Origin of the sequence: Idiomarina rhizosphaerae (assembly GCF_024159085.1) — a bacterium.
In the GTDB taxonomy this organism is placed as follows: domain Bacteria; phylum Pseudomonadota; class Gammaproteobacteria; order Enterobacterales; family Alteromonadaceae; genus Idiomarina; species Idiomarina rhizosphaerae.
Window position 1 is genome coordinate 574,704 of sequence record NZ_JAMZDE010000008.1, and the last position, 16,560, is coordinate 591,263.

The window sequence follows — 16,560 nt, forward strand, 5'->3', positions numbered from 1 at the left end:
CCGAATAGTGTACATGAGACTGCGCTTTGTGGCTACGGAGAATAGACTTTAGCCACTGCGATCCGTATAGTAATGGGCATTTCAACCCTTGCGAAAAACAGGATCTGAACGTGGATTATCAACTCTCTGATCGTATCAATGCGATTCAACCATCGCCGACTCTGGCGGTTACTCAAAAAGCCAATGAATTACGCCAACAAGGCAAAGATGTTATTGGTCTGGGCGTCGGCGAGCCAGATTTTGATACACCAGATTTTATCAAAGAAGCGGCTATTCAGGCGATTCGCGATGGTAAAACAAAATACACTGCGGTCGATGGCATCGACGAGCTAAAAGATGCGGTCATTAAAAAGCTGGAGCGCGACAATAACCTGAGCTACGAGCGCAAAGAAATTATTGTCTCTGCCGGCGGCAAACACAGTATTTTTAATTTGCTCAGTGCCTGGTTAAACCCGGGTGATGAAGTCATTATCCCCGCGCCTTATTGGGTTTCTTATCCGGATATGACCAAACTGGTTGGCGCAGAGCCCGTTATTGTTAAAGCCGGTATTGATCAGCGTTTTAAGATCACACCAGAACAACTGCGCGAAGCACTAACCGATAAAACCCGGTTAATGTTTATTAATAGTCCGTCTAACCCGGCGGGAACCGCATACACAGCAGACGAACTGAAAGCTCTGGCTGAAGTATTGCGTGACTATCCAAAGGTACTTATCGCCACTGACGATATGTATGAACATATCCTCTGGAGTGATTCCGCTTTTGCTAACTTCCCTATGGTGGCTCCGGATCTTAAAGATCGCACCGTTATCCTGACCGGAGTATCCAAAGCTTACGCAATGACAGGCTGGCGTATCGGTTATGCTGCCGGACCTAAGCCTATTATTGCAGCCATGAAAAAAATGCAGTCACAAAGTACTTCAAACCCAACCAGCATTAGTCAGTATGCAGCGGCGGCGGCATTAAATGGTGACCAGAGTTGCATTGACACCATGGTAAGTGCATTTAAAGAGCGTCACGACTACCTGGTAGATGCCTTAAATAGCATCGACGGCGTTAACTGTGTGCCCGGTGACGGCACCTTCTACGCATTCGCACAGGTTGACAAGTTAATGGCTAAAGCTAAGGTCAGCAGCGACGTTGAACTTTGCGAAAAACTGCTCACCGAAGCAAACGTAGCCTTAGTGCCGGGCTCGGCTTTCGGTACCGATGGATATTGCCGTCTGTCCTTTGCGACCAGCATGGATGTATTAAAAGAAGCGGTTAAGAGAATTAAAGACTTCTCAGAAAGTTTATAAAATAAAGGTTTTGGCGCCATTTTCCTGAATGAGCGCCAAAACCCTATTAATTGAACAGTCATTCCAGCTTAAATCAAGCCAATATTGCCCTTTTCTATTTTGATAGTTTTATTACAAATTACTAAAAGTCCACCTCAGATAAAGTCAATTAGATCCCGATCAATTTAAGCAATGTCAAGCTTGATCAACCTATTTTTAGAAAGATTTTTTGGCGCGTTTTTTAGTCAAATTCACTAAGAAATACACAAGTTGCTGATTCTTCAGGCATTGGTTGGTGACGGAATCACCAACATGAGTGTTTATTCATCAAAATAACATAAACCATTGTATTTTATAGGAATTAAATCACTGCGTTATTTTTTAACCAGCCCTAAAAATGCCTCCAAACCCGCATCACTATTACAACTTAACAGAGTTAAACACAAGGTTATCCACAGATTCCGTGGATAAGATCATGTAGCCGTTATCTACTGCGACATTCAGATATCTGTGGATAATGAGATCAGCGATAAACATAGTACTTATGTTATACCTGAATATTTTACAGTTACTTGACATTGTCATCGATAACGATTGGCGCCTGTTTTAGCGCTGATATGATTAAAAAAGCTATTTTGTCGACTTTTTCGACAACCGAACCGTTTTCCTTTAAAAACCTTCGCAGAATAGTTGACACCCCTGCGTATGAGCTTTAATATTCGCAGCCGTTGAATGTTGTTCCCCAGTAGCTCAGTTGGTTAGAGCGGTGGACTGTTAATCCATGTGTCGTTGGTTCGAATCCAACCTGGGGAGCCAAGCAACATCCAACCTATTCAATTCCCCAGTAGCTCAGTTGGTTAGAGCGGTGGACTGTTAATCCATGTGTCGTTGGTTCGAATCCAACCTGGGGAGCCACATTTAGAGAAAACCGCCTAAAGGGCGGTTTTTTCGTTTCTGGACCACAGCCCTGCACTCAGTTCTGCAACAGGCTGCTGAGCGCCTTTAGATATCCACTGCGCTAGTTCATCTGCAACATTAGGCCAATATAGCCGTTGCGGATTACGTTGGGTTAACCAGCTATCAATTGATACGCTGTCGATTCGCTTAAGGACATGCGCCAACCCCTGCTCCTGCAGTATCTGCGCATTCCATTTTTGCTCAAACTGACCGGTCAAAGGTTTTACTGCAAGCGCTTTGCCCTGACTCAGAGCCTCACAACTGGTTTCAAACCCCGCATTAGACAAAATAGCCGACGCCTTATTGAAGTGAGCGGCAAACTCCGCTCTCGAAGGTGGGTAACACTCAATATGACCTAAAGAATCGCGCTTAGCCAAAGGATGAAAAAAAGAAAACTCGTAATTATCTAAAGGCTGCAATTGCTCAATCACATGCCGTGGGTCTTCAAAGGGTAAATACACAACCACACGTTGCATTAAGCCCCCACAGTTATTTTCTTCATGCCTGACCACGGGGGGAATCGCATTCCCAGTCGAAAGCCAGTGCATACCGACAGGCTCTGAACAGGGCGCAAATGAAGATATCAGCTTTTTCTGCCACCAGGACAAGCGCCGGAACAATTCAGGCTCCTGAAACGCATACTGACGACCCAAGCCAATACAGCGCACTCCGGCTTTCTTAGCCGCCCAGGCGGTTACGGGTTCATAATCTGTGATCACTAAATCGTAATTTTTTACCGGTAACTTTTTTACATCCTGCCAAAACTGACTCCAGTCGTTGTTCAGCAAAGTTTTACGTCTTCGTAACCGACCTTTTTCAGTGACAAAAGACAAACCCTGCTGCCACTGATAATCACCGAAAACGTCCATATCGAATAAACCGGCAACATCACGCCCCGATATCAGGTAATCAATATCAACATTATATTTTGCAAGAGACTTTGCCATGGTGTGACAGCGACTCAGGTGACCATTACCCGTGCCCTGTATACCATAAAGAATTTTCATATAACGAACTCCGATACGACAATAGCCAGCGAAGCGCCGGCAACAATATCGCTGGGGTAATGGACGCCAACCACAACTCGGGAGGCACCAATGGCAGCAGCCCAGCCAAAACAGACTAAGCCAAGATTTGGGTAATACTGATAGGTTACTGTAGAAAACAGAACCGCAGCTGCGGTATGGCCGGAAGGAAAACTGAATTTATCACTGGCGACAACCAAAGCAGCAAAGGATAAATTTAACTCACTGGGTCGCTGGCGCCGAAAACTGTTTTTCATTATCCAGTAAACCGGTAGTTCAAGTGCAAAGGCAAGTAACAGGTGGGCAAAATAGTCGTCGCCGGATTCGTCCAGAAGCCAGGCCATTAGCGCAATAACCAAGTAACCGTAACCGTCACCACTGCGCGATGTCAGCAGTGCAATTTGTCCGGGCAAATCCTTAGCCCGCAAACCAGAAAATAGACAATAACAATAGCGATCAAAACGTTGTAAATAACTGATTAGTACCATGTGGTTTAGAACCCATTTTGGCTTCAGTTGTAGCTACCTTGCCAAGCCTTTATGACACTAAATGAGCAGTTTCGTGAAGAAAGTATGACAATGCACAAATTTTCTCCAAAACACATGCCTTCTGTCTGTTGTTTATGGCGGCCAAAACACCGATAATATGCGGTCTTTGTTAAACACAGTATCCGGAAAGGTAAATGACCGATTACTTACTGCTACTGATAGGCACCGTGCTGGTTAATAACTTTGTACTGGTGAAGTTTCTGGGTTTATGCCCCTTTATGGGCGTTTCCGGCAAGTTGGACACGGCAATAGGCATGTCAGCAGCGACCACCTTTGTGCTGACCCTGGCCTCGGTCTGTAGCTACCTGGTTAATCAATACCTGCTTGAGCCGCTCGACTTAATGTCGCTGCAAACTCTCAGCTTTATCCTGGTTATTGCTGTGGTCGTACAATTTACAGAAATGGTGGTACACAAAACCAGCCCAACGCTGTATCGGTTACTGGGTATTTTCCTGCCACTTATTACCACCAACTGCGCTGTATTAGGTGTGGCTTTGCTCAACGTCAACGAACAACACAACTTTGTGCAGTCCATTGTTTATGGCTTAGGAGCCGCTATCGGTTTCTCGCTGGTACTTATTTTATTCTCAGCTCTGCGTGAGCGCTTAGCTGCCGCCGACGTGCCGGTAGCATTTAAAGGTTCAGCTATTGCGATGATAACCGCAGGGCTTATGTCTCTTGCCTTTATGGGCTTTAGCGGATTGGTGAGCGGTTAATGAGTTTATTCGGAGCAGTTATCGCGCTGGGTATATTAGCGCTGATATTCGGAGTGATTCTTGGCTTTGCCGCGGTTAAGTTCCGCGTCGAAAGCGATCCTATTGTCGACCAAATTGATGAAATTCTGCCACAAACGCAATGTGGTCAATGCGGTTACCCCGGTTGCCGACCCTACGCACAAGCCATTGCCGACGGTGACGACATTAACAAATGTCCGCCGGGTGGCGAAGCGACCATAAAGCAGTTAGCCGATTTAATGGGCGTAGAAGCCAAGCCGCTGGATGATGCCCATGGCGAAGAAGACGTTAAAAAAGTCGCGGTTATCCGCGAGGACGAGTGCATTGGTTGCACTAAATGTATTCAAGCCTGCCCGGTCGATGCCATTTTAGGTGCAGCAAAACAAATGCACACTGTTATCGAACATGAATGTACCGGCTGCGACCTTTGTGTTGAACCTTGTCCGGTCGACTGTATCGACATGGTGAAAGTAAAAGCAAGACCCGAAACCTGGCAATGGGATCTGGATACAGTGAAAGAGAACATAAAAGCCAATAGCATTCCGGTTAAGGTGGTGGAATGAGCGACGTGCAGGCAAACAAACATAACTTTAGCGCCAAGGTGATAGGTCACTTCCCTGGCGGAGTTCATCCTCCTGAGCGCAAACAGCCGGCCAGCAGCCAGCCCATTCGCAAACTTAAGTTACCACAAGAGCTGATTTTGCCGGTGCGCCAGCACATTGGGCCTTCCGGTAAGGTTTTGGTTAAGGTCGGCGAGCGCGTTGATAAAGGTCAGCGTTTAACTGAAGCAGGGTTAAGTCAGGGGCTTCCTCTGCATGCGCCGACATCCGGCACTATTGCCGCCATTGAAGAACGACCTACGGCACATGCATCGGGCTTACCGGAACAGGCTATTGTGATTCACCCGGACGGCGAAGACCGCTGGGGCAATAAGCACGCACTGCCCGACTACCACGACGTTGAAATTTCACGCTTACTGGAACTGATTCAGGAAGCCGGTATTGCTGGTTTAGGTGGTGCAGGTTTTCCTACCGCTCAAAAGCTGGCACAACAAAAGCCTCTGAAGCACCTTATTATAAACGGTGTTGAGTGCGAACCATACATCGCCGCAGACGATCGCTTAATGCAGGAACACGCCGATGACATTATTGCCGGCATTCGCATTTTACAGTACATCACTCGTTGCGACTCAGTTCTGCTCGCTATTGAAGATAATAAGCCTGAGGCCATAAAGGCCATGGCAGAAGCCATTGACGACAACCCGCAAATACAGCTTAAAGTAGTACCCACCAAGTATCCGTCCGGCGGTGAAAAACAACTGATTGAGCTGCTCACAGGGCATCAGGTGCCCAGTGGCAAGTTGCCTATGGATATTGGCCTGCTGATGCAAAACGTCGGCACGGCCTATGCCGTTAAACGGGCGATTATTCATGGTGAGCCTTTATTAGAGCGCGTGGTTACGCTGACCGGAGAGTCTCTTAAACAGCGGGGGAACGTGTGGGCCTTATTAGGAACACCAATTCAACATTTGCTGGATGAGTCAGGTTTTACCCCGGAGAAAAAGCAACGCATTATTATGGGCGGCCCAATGATGGGCTTCACCCTACCGATTACGGAAGTTCCGGTCATAAAAACCACGAACTGTGTTCTGGCACCTACGGAGAAGGAACTGCCCTCTCCCGGACCTGAACTGGCCTGTATTCGTTGCGGTGCCTGTGCCGACGCCTGCCCGGCAACATTACAACCGCAGCAGCTACAATGGTTGGCCAAAGCCAAAGATTATGAGTCACTGGAAAAACACAACTTGTTCGACTGCATTGAATGCGGTGCCTGCGCTTACGTCTGCCCCAGCGAAATACCACTGGTGCACTACTACCGTAAGGCCAAAGCCGAAGTGCGTAATATTGCCCGCGAAAAAGCTAAGGCGGAACAAGCCCGTAAACGTTTCGAAGCAAGGCAGGAACGACTGGAGCGGGAAAAAGAAGAACGCTTAGAGCGTCACAGAAAAGCCGCCGAAGAACGTAAAAAAATGCAGCAGGAAATGCAACAAGAAGCGCAACAGAAAAACAGCGACGAACCGGGAAGTAAAGCGGAAGAAGGCACTGAGAAACCGGCCGGTAAGTCAGCGGCGGTTGCAGCCGCTATTGCCCGCGCTAAAGCTAAAAAGGCCGCTCAGGCGGCTAAAGAAAGCCCGGAAGAAAGCAACTCAGCCAAAGGAAATGAGTCATGAGTTTCAGAATTGCATCGTCACCCCATGGGCATAACCAGCGCAGCACCAGCGAGATGATGCGCTGGGTTTGTTATGCACTGGTTCCCGGCGTACTGCTGCACAGCTACTTTTTTGGCTCCGGTATCTGGTTTCAAATTCTTCTGGCCGTGGTGACTGCAATTGCCGCCGAAATGGCCTGCACCGTAGCTAGGGAGCGTCCGGCATTTTCAGCCTTGCGCGACAATACGGCCATAGTTACCGCCGTTTTACTGGCTATTAGCATACCTTCATTAGCGCCCTGGTGGATCATCGTTATAGGGACGTTATTCGCCATTGTGGTGGTGAAACATGTTTATGGCGGCATGGGGCAAAACTTATTTAATCCGGCTATGGCCGGCTACGTTCTTCTGTTGGTGTCATTCCCGGTACAAATGACCAACTGGTTACCGGTTTCAGCCATTAGTGAGCATTCGCTTAATTTATGGCAAACGTTGCACACCATATTGTTTGAATACACGCCAGCAGGCTATAGCGTTGAGCAGTTACGCTCAGGTATCGATGGCGTCACCATGGCAACCCCTCTCGACAGTATAAAAACTGGACTGACTCAGGGTTATACACTGACTGAAATTTATCAGCGCCCAGAATTCAGTTACTTTGCCGGTGCCGGCTGGCAGTGGATAAACCTGGGCTTTTTCGTCGGTGGTTTACTCTTAATTCAACAACGCATTATCAGCTGGCACATTCCACTCGGCTTTCTTGGTGGTCTTTGTATACCCGCGTTTATCGCGCATATATTTGCCCCGGATCTGATGCCCGGACCTATCGTTCACGCCTTAAGCGGAGCAACTATGTTAGGTGCCTTCTTTATTGCCACCGATCCGGTATCTGCCGCCACCTCGAACCGTGGACGGGTTATATTTGGCTTGCTTATTGGCTTCATAATTTTTGTTATTCGCAGTTGGGGCGGCTATCCCGATGCGGTCGCCTTTGCCGTGTTACTTGCCAATATGTGTGTACCGCTTATAGACCGTTACACGCGGCCTGTTGTTTACGGACACGGAGACTGATATGACGCTAAACAGTATGCAAAAAAACGGTTTATTGTTGGCGGCATTTGCAGTTGTTGCCACGTCTCTGGTTATTGGTGTGCAGGTGCTGACCGAAGACAAAATTGCCATGCAGCAACAACAGCAGGTTTTGCGCACTTTGAACCAACTGATACCGCCAACCATGCACGACAACGACTTGTATCAGTCCTGCCGTTTACTGGAAAACCCGGCCTTAGGCAGCAGCAAGCCGCAACCCTTATATCGAGCATGGGTTAACGAAGAGCCAACCGCGCTGGCAGCGGAAGTCATTGCACCCGACGGCTACTCCGGTGCTATTCGTTTATTAGTGGCTATTAAACCCGGCGGTGAAGTCCTGGGCGTAAGAACTCTGCGCCATCAGGAAACTCCCGGTTTGGGCGACAAAATTGAAGTTGAAAAAAGCGACTGGATAAAAAGCTTTGCTGAGAAGCAAGTTCGCGGCGCAGACGATGACCGCTGGGCGGTGCAACGCGACGGCGGCATGTTTGATCAATTTACCGGCGCCACCATTACACCCCGCGCTGTGGTTTCGGCAGTAAAACGTGCGACTTTAGAACTTCAACAACAGGCTGACGTTTTATTTAATGCCGACTTACCTCACTGTCAGGAGGTTCAGGAATGAATGAATACAAACATTTAACCAAGCAAGGCTTATGGGACAATAACCCAGCGTTAGTTCAGCTATTAGGCTTATGCCCTTTATTAGCAGTTACCGCTTCGGTAACCAATGCCCTGGGTCTTGGACTGGCCACCTTATTTGTTCTGGTTGGTTCTAACGTTACCGTGTCTCTGGTACGCGACTTTGTCCCATCGGAAATTCGTATTCCGGTATTTGTTATGGTTATCGCCACTTTTGTCACCATTATTCAATTACTAATGAACGCCTACGTCTTTCAGCTGTACCAGTCGTTGGGTATTTTCATTCCGCTTATTGTCACCAACTGTGCCATTATTGGCCGCGCAGAAGCTTATGCCTCGAAAAATCCATGGCAACGCGCCGCCTTCGACGGACTGGCTATGGGCGCAGGCTTTGCCTTAGTGCTCGTGGTATTAGGTGCAATGCGCGAAATTATAGGTAATGGTACCTTGTTTGACGGCGCGGAATTGCTACTGGGCGAGTGGGCGGCTCAATTACGGATTGAGTTATTCACCGTAAATTACCCATTATTGCTGGCGATACTGCCACCCGGAGCCTTTATTGGTATGGGCTTTATTATTGCGTTGAAAAATAAAATAGATGCAGTACGCAGCGCCCGCGCCGAGAAGAAAACGGTTACCCGCGCACGGGTTACTGCCTGAAAAATATAACAACAAATGACTTATTATGAATAAAACCAAGCGTTACGAGATTTTAAGCCGGCTACGGGACAACAACCCAAACCCCACCACTGAACTGGAATATGACTCACCCTTTCAGTTACTGATTGCGGTCTTGTTATCCGCTCAGGCAACCGACGTTGGGGTTAATAAAGCCACTCGTAAGCTCTTTCCCGCAGCGCCCACCGCAGAAACAATGCTGGCTCTGGGTGTGGATGGCATAAAAGAATATATAAAAACCATTGGGCTGTTTAATTCCAAAGCCGAGAACGCCTACAAAACCTGCAAAATTCTGGTTGAAGAATATGGCGGCGAAGTACCGGAAGACAGAGCTGCGCTGGAAGCCCTGCCCGGTGTTGGTCGTAAAACCGCAAACGTGGTGTTAAATACCGCTTTTGGCTGGCCGACTATTGCCGTAGACACGCACATATTCCGCGTGTCTAACCGCACCAAACTGGCGCCGGGGAAAAATGTCAAAGAAGTAGAAGAAAAACTGATAAAAGTGGTGCCGGCTGAGTTTAAAGTCGACGTGCACCACTGGTTAATTCTGCATGGTCGTTACACCTGCATAGCCCGCAAGCCCCGATGTGGTTCTTGCGTTATTGAAGACTTGTGCGAGTTTAAAGAAAAAACCAGCGATTGAGCTTATTACAGCTCAATCGACGACGGTTTTGTTAATTGCACAATAACCCGGCGGTTAATCTGACGGTTTATCTCATTGTCATTGGATTTAACCGGACGATCTTCACCGTGAGCAACCGTTTTAATCCTCTCGGCGTCTATGCCACGCTCAACAAAAAACTGCTGAATTTCTTTCGCGCGCTGTTCGGTTAATTCCTGGTTTGGCCCGCGCGCACCAAGCGAATCGGTATACGCATCTACCAGAACCAGTTCCAGTTCATTATCCACCTGAAGATAGTCGCTAATCTGTTTAAGCTTGCGCTGCGACGACAAAGTCAGCTTTTCGCTGTCGGCTTCATGGTTCAGCACCGTGTACGCAATATCATCAAAGCTGAAAGGCAATAACGCATTAACACAGCTCATAAAGTCATCATAAGTACGACGAAAGTTCACCGACGACAAAGACACTGCCACCTGATCACGGTTGTTGTACCAGTCATCATAGAAAAACGTGGGATACCGCCCTTTCTCCAGCTCGCTTAACAAAGTCCATGCCAGTTGTTTTTGCAGCTCACCATCAAACTGCTTATACAGTTGCATATTACCAATACGGTAACTGGACTCACCGGGCTGCCAGCGTGGCGGTACCGACTCAATAGCAGACACACCATAGCTATCCGGTAACTTCTGCATCTCCATTTTCATGCGCAAATTGAGCTCTTTGCTCGCTTCACTTTGAAACCGCACCTTACCGTAGCGAGGAATTTCATGTTCCATCTCGCAGGCTAAGCGGTTTTTTTCACTGATCTGCCAGGCGGAGTTATCCAGGTTTGCACTGTAGTGCCTGACTGAGTTTGCTTGTGCCTGCCCGCTTAATAGCAGCAGCGAGGCTGAAACAGCAGTCAACATCGGCCAATTTTTCATAAGCGCCCCTGATTTATTTCTGATACGTCTGTTATCGGCAAGCATTGCAGTTGCTTTAGTATTTCTGCAAGCAGAACTCAGTTATCTTTGGCATAATGGCGTTATGTTTTATTCACTACGGAAATTCTATGTCAGACAGCTCTAACTCGCTTATGAAACAACGCTTTCGCGGCTACATGCCGGTAGTCGTCGATGTCGAAACAGCGGGATTTAACGCAAAAACCGATGCGTTACTGGAAATAGCTGCAGTCTTGCTGGATTTCGATGACAACGGAATACTCAAGCCGGTCGACTCCGTTCATTACCACGTAAAGCCCTTCGAAGGCTCCAACATTGAACAGGCGGCTATCGACTTTAACGGCATTGACCCGCACTGCCCCTTGCGCGGCGCCGTAGATGAAGCAGAAGCGCTGCGTGAAATATTTAAACCTATACGAAAAGCACAGAAAGCCGCAGGTTGTCAGCGTAGTGTTTTAGTGGGACATAATTCAAACTTTGATCACGGCTTTGTGATGGCCGCCGCCGAGCGCGCCAATTTAAAGCGTAATCCGTTTCATCCTTTTGTCAGTTTTGATACGACATCGCTGGCGTCAATGACACTCGGTCAGACTGTGCTCATTAAAGCCTGCCAGGCCGCCGGTATTGAGTTCGACGGTAAACAAGCACACTCAGCCTTATATGACACCGAACGCACCGCAGAACTCTATTGCTGGATGATTAACCGCTGGAAGGAACTCGGTGGCTGGCCACCGGAGTCGCGTCAGGATAAAAGTTAACTGTACACTCGAAATTCAGACATAAAAAAAGCCGCTCAAACGAGCGGCTTTCTCAATTCAGTAAACGCTTACAGTTTGTCAGCGTTTTTAGACAAGTAAGAAGCTACGCCTTCTGCGTTTTCTTTCATGCCTTCTTTACCTTCTTCCCAGCCTGCTGGGCAAACTTCGCCGTGCTTCTCGTGGAAGTTCAGCGCGTCAACCATACGCAGCATCTCGTCGATGTTACGGCCTAATGGCAAGTCGTTAACGACCTGGTGACGAACCATGCCTTCTTCATCAATTAAGAATGAACCACGGAACGCAACGCCAGCTTGTGGGTGTTCAACGTCGTACGCTTTACAAATGCTGTGACGAACGTCAGCAACCAACGGGTATTTCACCTGACCAATACCACCAGCGTCGGTTGACGTATTACGCCATGCGCTGTGAGTAAACTGAGAGTCAATTGATACACCGATGACTTCTACGCCACGTTTTTTGAATTCGTCTAAACGTTTATCAAATGCGATTAGCTCTGAAGGACATACGAAAGTGAAGTCCAGCGGATAGAAGAAAACCACTGCTTTTTTGCCTTTGATGGCATCTGACAGTTTGAAATCTTCAACAATTTCACCTGAACCTAATACTGCTGCTGCAGTAAAATCAGGTGCCTTACGACCTACTAATACAGACATCGATTCTCTCCATTTAATGTTGAGTGTGTTAAATCTTCACCTGTAGTGATGGGGATGCCTCAACGAAAAAACAAGGTCAACCACGACATTCACTACAGACTGTCTACTATTTGCTTAAATTCTATTCAGCTGAAGGCTACTTATTCCGCTGAAGGCTCCGGATGACGCTCTGCAACTTCAGAAACCAATTCTTGCAGTTCGCCGTTCTGGAACATTTCCATAATAATATCACAACCGCCGACCAGTTCACCCTCAACCCAAAGCTGCGGGAAAGTTGGCCAGTTTGCGTACTTAGGCAGTTCTGCACGGATATCCGGGTTTTGCAGGATATCAACGTAAGCAAATGCCTGCCCACAGCCCATTAAGGCTTGTGATGCTTGTGAAGAGAAACCACAGCTAGGCAACTTCGGAGAGCCTTTCATGTACAACAGGATTGGGTTTTCTTCGATTTGCTGCTTAATTCTGTCAACCGTTTCCATAACACCTCTGCTTAATATAATGGTTGATTAAAACACTCAGGTATTTTAACACAGCCTATAAAGTTTTGTCCTAAATTGGAAGATTTCCTTGAAAAGCAATCCAGTCAGCCCTATATATCGTAAGGTATAACAAGAAAGAACCTGCACAAGTTAACGTGCAGGTCGCACATTTGCACTCATAAAGAACGGAGAGAAAAAATTATGGCATTTGAACTACCGGCTCTTCCATACGAGAAAAACGCTCTGGAACCTCATATTTCAGAAGAAACTCTGGAATACCATTATGGCAAGCATCACGCTACATACGTGAGCAAACTGAACGACGCCGTTAAAGGTACCGATCTTGAGAGCAAGTCTCTGGAAGACATTATTAAGTCTGAAAAAGGCGGCCTGTTCAATAACGCTGCTCAGGTATGGAACCACACTTTCTACTGGAACTGCTTAAGCCCGAACGGCGGCGGTGAACCAACTGGCCCAGTAGCAGAAGCTATCAACAAAAAGTTTGGCTCTTTCGAGAAATTTAAAGAAGAGTTCAACGCAAGCGCTGCTGGCAACTTCGGTTCTGGCTGGACATGGCTTGTGAAAAAATCCGACGGTTCTGTCGATTTACTTAACACTGACGACGCAGATACTCCTGTCGCTCACGACGGCGTAGAAGCTCTGCTGACCGTTGATGTTTGGGAACACGCCTACTACATCGACTACCGTAACTCTCGTCCTAACTACTTAGAAGCTTTCTGGAAGCTAGTAAACTGGGACTTCGTGAACAAGAACTTTGCCTAAAGCAAACTTGTGAATGATTAGAAAAGGCGCCGTTTGGCGCCTTTTTTGTTTGTTATTAAAAAATCTTATCCAACTGCTCACGATAACGGTCAAACGCTTCAAACTGCGGCATATGACCAAGGCCTTCCAGCTCATACAAGTGACCATCGGGAATTTGCTCTACCACAATTTCACCTAGTTGGTCGTAGCGGCCAAGCTGATAATCAACGCCTTCTTTTTTCCAGCCACGGCCGGGGCCGGTGGTGTCCCGGGTTCCCAGAATTAGATGCGTTGGTACCGTTAATTGGTCAAACTCGTTAGATACATTACCGGTAAAAATCATGTCGTAAGTCAACGCGTTATTCCAGGCTACCAGATCCCAGTCATCGCCGTTTATCCAGCCTTCGTGAATTTTGATTAACGCTTCGTAATCCTCTGACCATTTACCGTCATAGTAATTCTTCTTCTGGTAGGCCCGGACTTTATCAATGGTTTTGCCCTGTTCGTTCTTATAAAAGAAAGCCGGATCTTTGTATTGCACATAACGCAAATAGTCTTCCAGGCCAACAGGGTTAACCAACACCAGTTTCTCGACATTGTCGGCATGGTTCAGAGCATAGCGGGTAGCCAGCATGCCGCCCATGGAATGACCCATAACAACAAGCTTATCGATTCCAAGCGACTCCACTAGCCCTTTAGTGTTATTGGCCAGAGCTTCGAAGGAAAACTGATAATTCTCCGGTTTGGAGGACTTACCAAAGCCGATTTGATCCGGCATAAGTACCCCGTAGCCTTTTTCGTGAAGATAGTTAGCGGTTTTCTCCCAGTAGTCGGCTGCGAAATTTTTTCCATGCAGCAACAAAATCGTTGGCTGTTCACCTTTGGCCGGTAAGTGCATATAAGCCATTTCCAGTTTCTGTCGCTGGCTGTCGAATTCAAAGGTATGAACTTCAAAAGGGTAAGAATAACTACTCAAACGAGCGTCGTATTTCGGGGCGTGGTCGTCAGCAGAAGCCGACGCTGTCAGCCCGAATAGAAAAGCGGTAAACACGGTATAAATCCAGGTACGCATGTGCAAATCCTTAGTTAAACTTTTAGTCGTTACTGTTTCGGTCATCATTTAGACACGATAGTTCCTTTCGGCTACATCCGCAAAATTCAAGAGTACACTCCAGGCTATCGGAATAGGTTGGTATCAGAGATCACCCTCAATTTTATTGAGTATCAAGCTGCGATGGATAATACCAAGCTCAAAGCGGCTATCGTTGGCATTAACCGTGTTATCACCAAGAAGGAAATATTCTTCTTCGCCTGTTGCATATAAGCTATTAGAATATTTTTTACGTTTTATAACAGCACTAGCCGGCAAATACTGCACTCCAGACTCAATCAGCTTTTCTGGTAGCTTTACTTTCTCATCATTTATATAGACACCATCTTCCTGGAGTCGAATCGTTTCATTAGGAAGACCTACGATTCTGAAAACCAAAAGATTAAATTGCTGAGGATTTTTCACGGCAACCACATCCCAGCGGCTGGGTTCATAGCCGAAAGACGAAAGAATCCCTATTTCAACTGTCTGTCCGGCTTTTATTGTCGGCTCCATTGAGGAACCATTTTGAACGAATTCACGGCTAAAAGCAGAAACACTAAACAATATCGTAATTATTAAAAAAACATTTTTTCTCATCTTTAAGCTACTTAATAACCGTTATATTTTTGCTTTCAATAATTGGTGAAAACGACTCAACCAGCTGTTCGTTGAAACCTTCTATTTCCTGAATATTTTCGAACTTATCTAAGTCGCTTAATGACGACACCTCAAAACGATCATCTTCGCCATCCCAGAATGGTACTAGCTGGCTATAAATTTCTCTTGAAGCGTCATAACTTAAATGAGTAATACGGGACAGTAACTCTTGCGGAATAGCCAGCCCCCTCATGTAATCCAGAGCTTCCGGTATGCTTTCATAACCTGAAACTGAAATTTCTCTCGCGTCATAGGCTTTAGTGAAGTCTCTTAAATTAAATCTAGGAGACAACAACTTATTGATGTACATAAGCTCATCAATAATCATTAATTTAAAATTCAAATCTTCGAACTGAGCTTCACCGCCGGTAGGAAGCTTGTATGCCGGACTCAAATCCCGCGCCAGCAAACTCGATAACTGCTTCGCAGCACGACCATTGCCATTGAACGCCAGTAAATTTGCCAGTTTCCCTACCCCTTTTGAGTCCGTAAGTAATTTTTTAACCGAGTCATTATCATCTTGCTCTAGAGCAAATAGACAATTAATTGCGTACTCGTTTTGCTCATCAGTCCACTGTCTGACTTTAGGCTCCAGATAAACGAATATTTGATTTAGCTGCTGAGCCGGATATTCTTCAGGGTCGAATAGGTCAAAGAAAAGCCGCCAGGCCATTCCATCATCGTTTTCATCAACCATAGAGGTTATATATAAATCAATGAGCCCTGCCACAACCTGAGGGTGCTCATAGGAGCGTTGCAATACAGAGAGAATCAAGCCATTACCGAAGCTGATGTCTCTTTCGACACAGCTAAGCGCCCATAACTCATAGTTGGAGGGGCAGCTGTCTGAATGATAAAAATAGGTCGTTAAAAAGGTTTCGACGAGTTTGTAGCCCGGCTGAAGGCCCGATTTATCTGCCAATACACTTTCGACACTAAAGCACGTCGATATTTTTTTGTAGATTTCGCTGAGAACCGGTTGTGACTCATCAAATACTTTTACCAGCTCACGCGGGCTGGGAGCGCTTCCGTCGCTCTGGTTTAGTAACAGTAACCATTGATACGCGGCTTGACACTCTTCTTTCTTGTTATAGTCCAGATAAAGCAGTCGGCCAGACCACTCGTTAAATATAAATTTTGCACTCTCTGCCGATTTCGACGCTTTTAAAAAATACGTTCCAATAGCCGCAATAAGCTGACCACTTTTCTTGTCACGAAGGTCAATATTGGCAGCCAATGAGAACAACTGGCGTACGAGTGTATGCTTTGCTTCATCATCATAAGCATTAACGTTCTGCGAGAGCTTACCAATAATGCCTAATGTTTTTTTGCTACCGGACTTAATGGCAAAATTTAAGTCTCGGTCAGGGCCTTCAACTGCCTCAAGAAAGTTTTCGAATACCATTAAGTGCCAGC

The 16,560-nt window shown here is 46.7% G+C and carries 18 protein-coding genes and 2 tRNA genes; 12 read left to right on the forward strand and 8 right to left on the reverse strand.

Translation table 11 applies throughout. The features are described 5' to 3' along the window. The first annotated feature begins 110 nt into the window (after nucleotides 1–110). The 3 genes from NJR55_RS13100 to NJR55_RS13110 all read left to right on the forward strand — a co-directional run bounded on the left by NJR55_RS13100 (nucleotide 111) and on the right by NJR55_RS13110 (nucleotide 2,192). Nucleotides 111–1,298, forward strand: coding sequence for a pyridoxal phosphate-dependent aminotransferase (locus tag NJR55_RS13100; protein ID WP_253620344.1), 1,188 nt, complete (start codon nucleotides 111–113; stop codon nucleotides 1,296–1,298). A 718-nt stretch (nucleotides 1,299–2,016) separates the two neighbouring features. Then, nucleotides 2,017–2,093 (forward strand) — tRNA-Asn (locus NJR55_RS13105). A 22-nt stretch (nucleotides 2,094–2,115) separates the two neighbouring features. Next, a tRNA-Asn gene (locus NJR55_RS13110) sits at nucleotides 2,116–2,192 on the forward strand. Nucleotides 2,193–2,209: 17 nt separating this feature from the next. Here the strand turns inward: NJR55_RS13110 and NJR55_RS13115 are convergent. Next, on the reverse strand, nucleotides 2,210–3,241 hold the full coding sequence (locus tag NJR55_RS13115) for a glycosyltransferase family protein (RefSeq protein ID WP_253620345.1): 1,032 nt from the start codon (nucleotides 3,239–3,241) through the stop codon (nucleotides 2,210–2,212). Beyond that, nucleotides 3,238–3,747, reverse strand: a complete 510-nt coding sequence (locus tag NJR55_RS13120; protein ID WP_253620346.1) for a phosphatase PAP2 family protein — start codon at nucleotides 3,745–3,747, stop codon at nucleotides 3,238–3,240. The genes NJR55_RS13115 and NJR55_RS13120 overlap by 4 nt, the downstream gene beginning before the upstream one ends. Before the next feature lie 194 nt (nucleotides 3,748–3,941). Here NJR55_RS13120 and rsxA point away from each other — a divergent pair, with 194 nt between their 5' ends. Genes rsxA through nth form a run of 7 tightly spaced genes read left to right on the forward strand, consistent with a single transcriptional unit; the run spans nucleotide 3,942 to nucleotide 9,801 of the window. Continuing rightward, nucleotides 3,942–4,523 (forward strand): electron transport complex subunit RsxA, encoded by a 582-nt coding sequence (rsxA, locus tag NJR55_RS13125; protein WP_253620347.1) that lies wholly within the window; start codon nucleotides 3,942–3,944, stop codon nucleotides 4,521–4,523. After that, on the forward strand, nucleotides 4,523–5,104 hold the full coding sequence (gene rsxB / locus NJR55_RS13130) for an electron transport complex subunit RsxB (protein WP_011235028.1): 582 nt from the start codon (nucleotides 4,523–4,525) through the stop codon (nucleotides 5,102–5,104). Before rsxA ends, rsxB begins: the two co-directional genes overlap by 1 nt. After that, entirely contained in the window at nucleotides 5,101–6,771 is a 1,671-nt protein-coding gene (gene rsxC / locus NJR55_RS13135; RefSeq protein WP_253620348.1) for an electron transport complex subunit RsxC, read from the forward strand. The genes rsxB and rsxC overlap by 4 nt, the downstream gene beginning before the upstream one ends. Continuing rightward, nucleotides 6,768–7,820 carry an electron transport complex subunit RsxD gene (rsxD, locus tag NJR55_RS13140; protein ID WP_253620349.1) on the forward strand — a complete coding sequence of 351 codons (1,053 nt, stop codon included), beginning with the start codon at nucleotides 6,768–6,770 and terminating at the stop codon, nucleotides 7,818–7,820. The genes rsxC and rsxD overlap by 4 nt, the downstream gene beginning before the upstream one ends. A gap of 1 nt (nucleotide 7,821) precedes the next feature. After that, nucleotides 7,822–8,463 (forward strand): electron transport complex subunit RsxG, encoded by a 642-nt coding sequence (rsxG, locus tag NJR55_RS13145; protein ID WP_011235031.1) that lies wholly within the window; start codon nucleotides 7,822–7,824, stop codon nucleotides 8,461–8,463. Beyond that, entirely contained in the window at nucleotides 8,460–9,140 is a 681-nt protein-coding gene (locus NJR55_RS13150) for an electron transport complex subunit E (protein WP_253620350.1), read from the forward strand. The genes rsxG and NJR55_RS13150 overlap by 4 nt, the downstream gene beginning before the upstream one ends. Nucleotides 9,141–9,165: 25 nt before the next feature. Next, complete coding sequence (nth, locus tag NJR55_RS13155) at nucleotides 9,166–9,801, forward strand: endonuclease III (protein ID WP_153849967.1); 636 nt, start codon at nucleotides 9,166–9,168, stop codon at nucleotides 9,799–9,801. Between the two features lie 5 nt (nucleotides 9,802–9,806). On the opposite strand, the gene NJR55_RS13160 is transcribed toward nth, so the two are convergent. After that, nucleotides 9,807–10,703: an OmpA family protein gene (locus NJR55_RS13160; RefSeq protein ID WP_011235034.1), complete on the reverse strand. Its 897-nt coding sequence runs from the start codon at nucleotides 10,701–10,703 to the stop codon at nucleotides 9,807–9,809. Nucleotides 10,704–10,831: 128 nt separating this feature from the next. Between NJR55_RS13160 and rnt the strand changes: the two genes are divergently transcribed. Then, complete coding sequence (rnt, locus tag NJR55_RS13165) at nucleotides 10,832–11,479, forward strand: ribonuclease T (protein ID WP_253620351.1); 648 nt, start codon at nucleotides 10,832–10,834, stop codon at nucleotides 11,477–11,479. 68 nt (nucleotides 11,480–11,547) lie between these two features. Here the strand turns inward: rnt and NJR55_RS13170 are convergent, their stop codons facing one another. Beyond that, entirely contained in the window at nucleotides 11,548–12,153 is a 606-nt protein-coding gene (locus NJR55_RS13170) for a peroxiredoxin (RefSeq protein ID WP_011235036.1), read from the reverse strand. Nucleotides 12,154–12,293: 140 nt separating this feature from the next. After that, entirely contained in the window at nucleotides 12,294–12,632 is a 339-nt protein-coding gene (locus NJR55_RS13175) for a Grx4 family monothiol glutaredoxin (RefSeq protein WP_011235037.1), read from the reverse strand. A 201-nt stretch (nucleotides 12,633–12,833) separates the two neighbouring features. Between NJR55_RS13175 and NJR55_RS13180 the strand changes: the two genes are divergently transcribed. Continuing rightward, entirely contained in the window at nucleotides 12,834–13,415 is a 582-nt protein-coding gene (locus NJR55_RS13180; RefSeq protein ID WP_253620352.1) for a superoxide dismutase, read from the forward strand. Between the two features lie 55 nt (nucleotides 13,416–13,470). Here NJR55_RS13180 and NJR55_RS13185 read toward each other — a convergent pair whose 3' ends face one another. The 3 genes from NJR55_RS13185 to NJR55_RS13195 all read right to left on the reverse strand — a co-directional run bounded on the left by NJR55_RS13185 (nucleotide 13,471) and on the right by NJR55_RS13195 (nucleotide 16,549). Beyond that, entirely contained in the window at nucleotides 13,471–14,466 is a 996-nt protein-coding gene (locus NJR55_RS13185) for an alpha/beta fold hydrolase (RefSeq protein WP_253620353.1), read from the reverse strand. 123 nt (nucleotides 14,467–14,589) lie between these two features. Then, nucleotides 14,590–15,084: a signal peptidase I gene (gene lepB / locus NJR55_RS13190; RefSeq protein ID WP_253620354.1), complete on the reverse strand. Its 495-nt coding sequence runs from the start codon at nucleotides 15,082–15,084 to the stop codon at nucleotides 14,590–14,592. Nucleotides 15,085–15,091: 7 nt separating this feature from the next. Then, the gene (locus tag NJR55_RS13195; protein ID WP_253620355.1) at nucleotides 15,092–16,549 is read right to left on the reverse strand and encodes a DUF6892 domain-containing protein; all 1,458 of its coding nucleotides are present in this window, start codon (nucleotides 16,547–16,549) and stop codon (nucleotides 15,092–15,094) included. Nucleotides 16,550–16,560: the final 11 nt, after the last annotated feature.

Coding starts and splice junctions, on each gene's coding strand:
- NJR55_RS13160 (WP_011235034.1), bottom strand. CDS start 10,703: ATGAAAAATTGGCCGATGTTGACTGCTGTTTCAGCCTCGCTGCTGCTA.
- NJR55_RS13175 (WP_011235037.1), bottom strand. CDS start 12,632: ATGGAAACGGTTGACAGAATTAAGCAGCAAATCGAAGAAAACCCAATC.
- rsxG (WP_011235031.1), top strand. CDS start 7,822: ATGACGCTAAACAGTATGCAAAAAAACGGTTTATTGTTGGCGGCATTT.
- NJR55_RS13195 (WP_253620355.1), bottom strand. CDS start 16,549: ATGGTATTCGAAAACTTTCTTGAGGCAGTTGAAGGCCCTGACCGAGAC.
- lepB (WP_253620354.1), bottom strand. CDS start 15,084: ATGAGAAAAAATGTTTTTTTAATAATTACGATATTGTTTAGTGTTTCT.
- NJR55_RS13120 (WP_253620346.1), bottom strand. CDS start 3,747: ATGGTACTAATCAGTTATTTACAACGTTTTGATCGCTATTGTTATTGT.
- rsxC (WP_253620348.1), top strand. CDS start 5,101: ATGAGCGACGTGCAGGCAAACAAACATAACTTTAGCGCCAAGGTGATA.
- rnt (WP_253620351.1), top strand. CDS start 10,832: ATGTCAGACAGCTCTAACTCGCTTATGAAACAACGCTTTCGCGGCTAC.
- rsxD (WP_253620349.1), top strand. CDS start 6,768: ATGAGTTTCAGAATTGCATCGTCACCCCATGGGCATAACCAGCGCAGC.
- NJR55_RS13180 (WP_253620352.1), top strand. CDS start 12,834: ATGGCATTTGAACTACCGGCTCTTCCATACGAGAAAAACGCTCTGGAA.
- NJR55_RS13150 (WP_253620350.1), top strand. CDS start 8,460: ATGAATGAATACAAACATTTAACCAAGCAAGGCTTATGGGACAATAAC.
- nth (WP_153849967.1), top strand. CDS start 9,166: ATGAATAAAACCAAGCGTTACGAGATTTTAAGCCGGCTACGGGACAAC.
- rsxB (WP_011235028.1), top strand. CDS start 4,523: ATGAGTTTATTCGGAGCAGTTATCGCGCTGGGTATATTAGCGCTGATA.
- NJR55_RS13115 (WP_253620345.1), bottom strand. CDS start 3,241: ATGAAAATTCTTTATGGTATACAGGGCACGGGTAATGGTCACCTGAGT.
- rsxA (WP_253620347.1), top strand. CDS start 3,942: ATGACCGATTACTTACTGCTACTGATAGGCACCGTGCTGGTTAATAAC.
- NJR55_RS13170 (WP_011235036.1), bottom strand. CDS start 12,153: ATGTCTGTATTAGTAGGTCGTAAGGCACCTGATTTTACTGCAGCAGCA.
- NJR55_RS13185 (WP_253620353.1), bottom strand. CDS start 14,466: ATGCGTACCTGGATTTATACCGTGTTTACCGCTTTTCTATTCGGGCTG.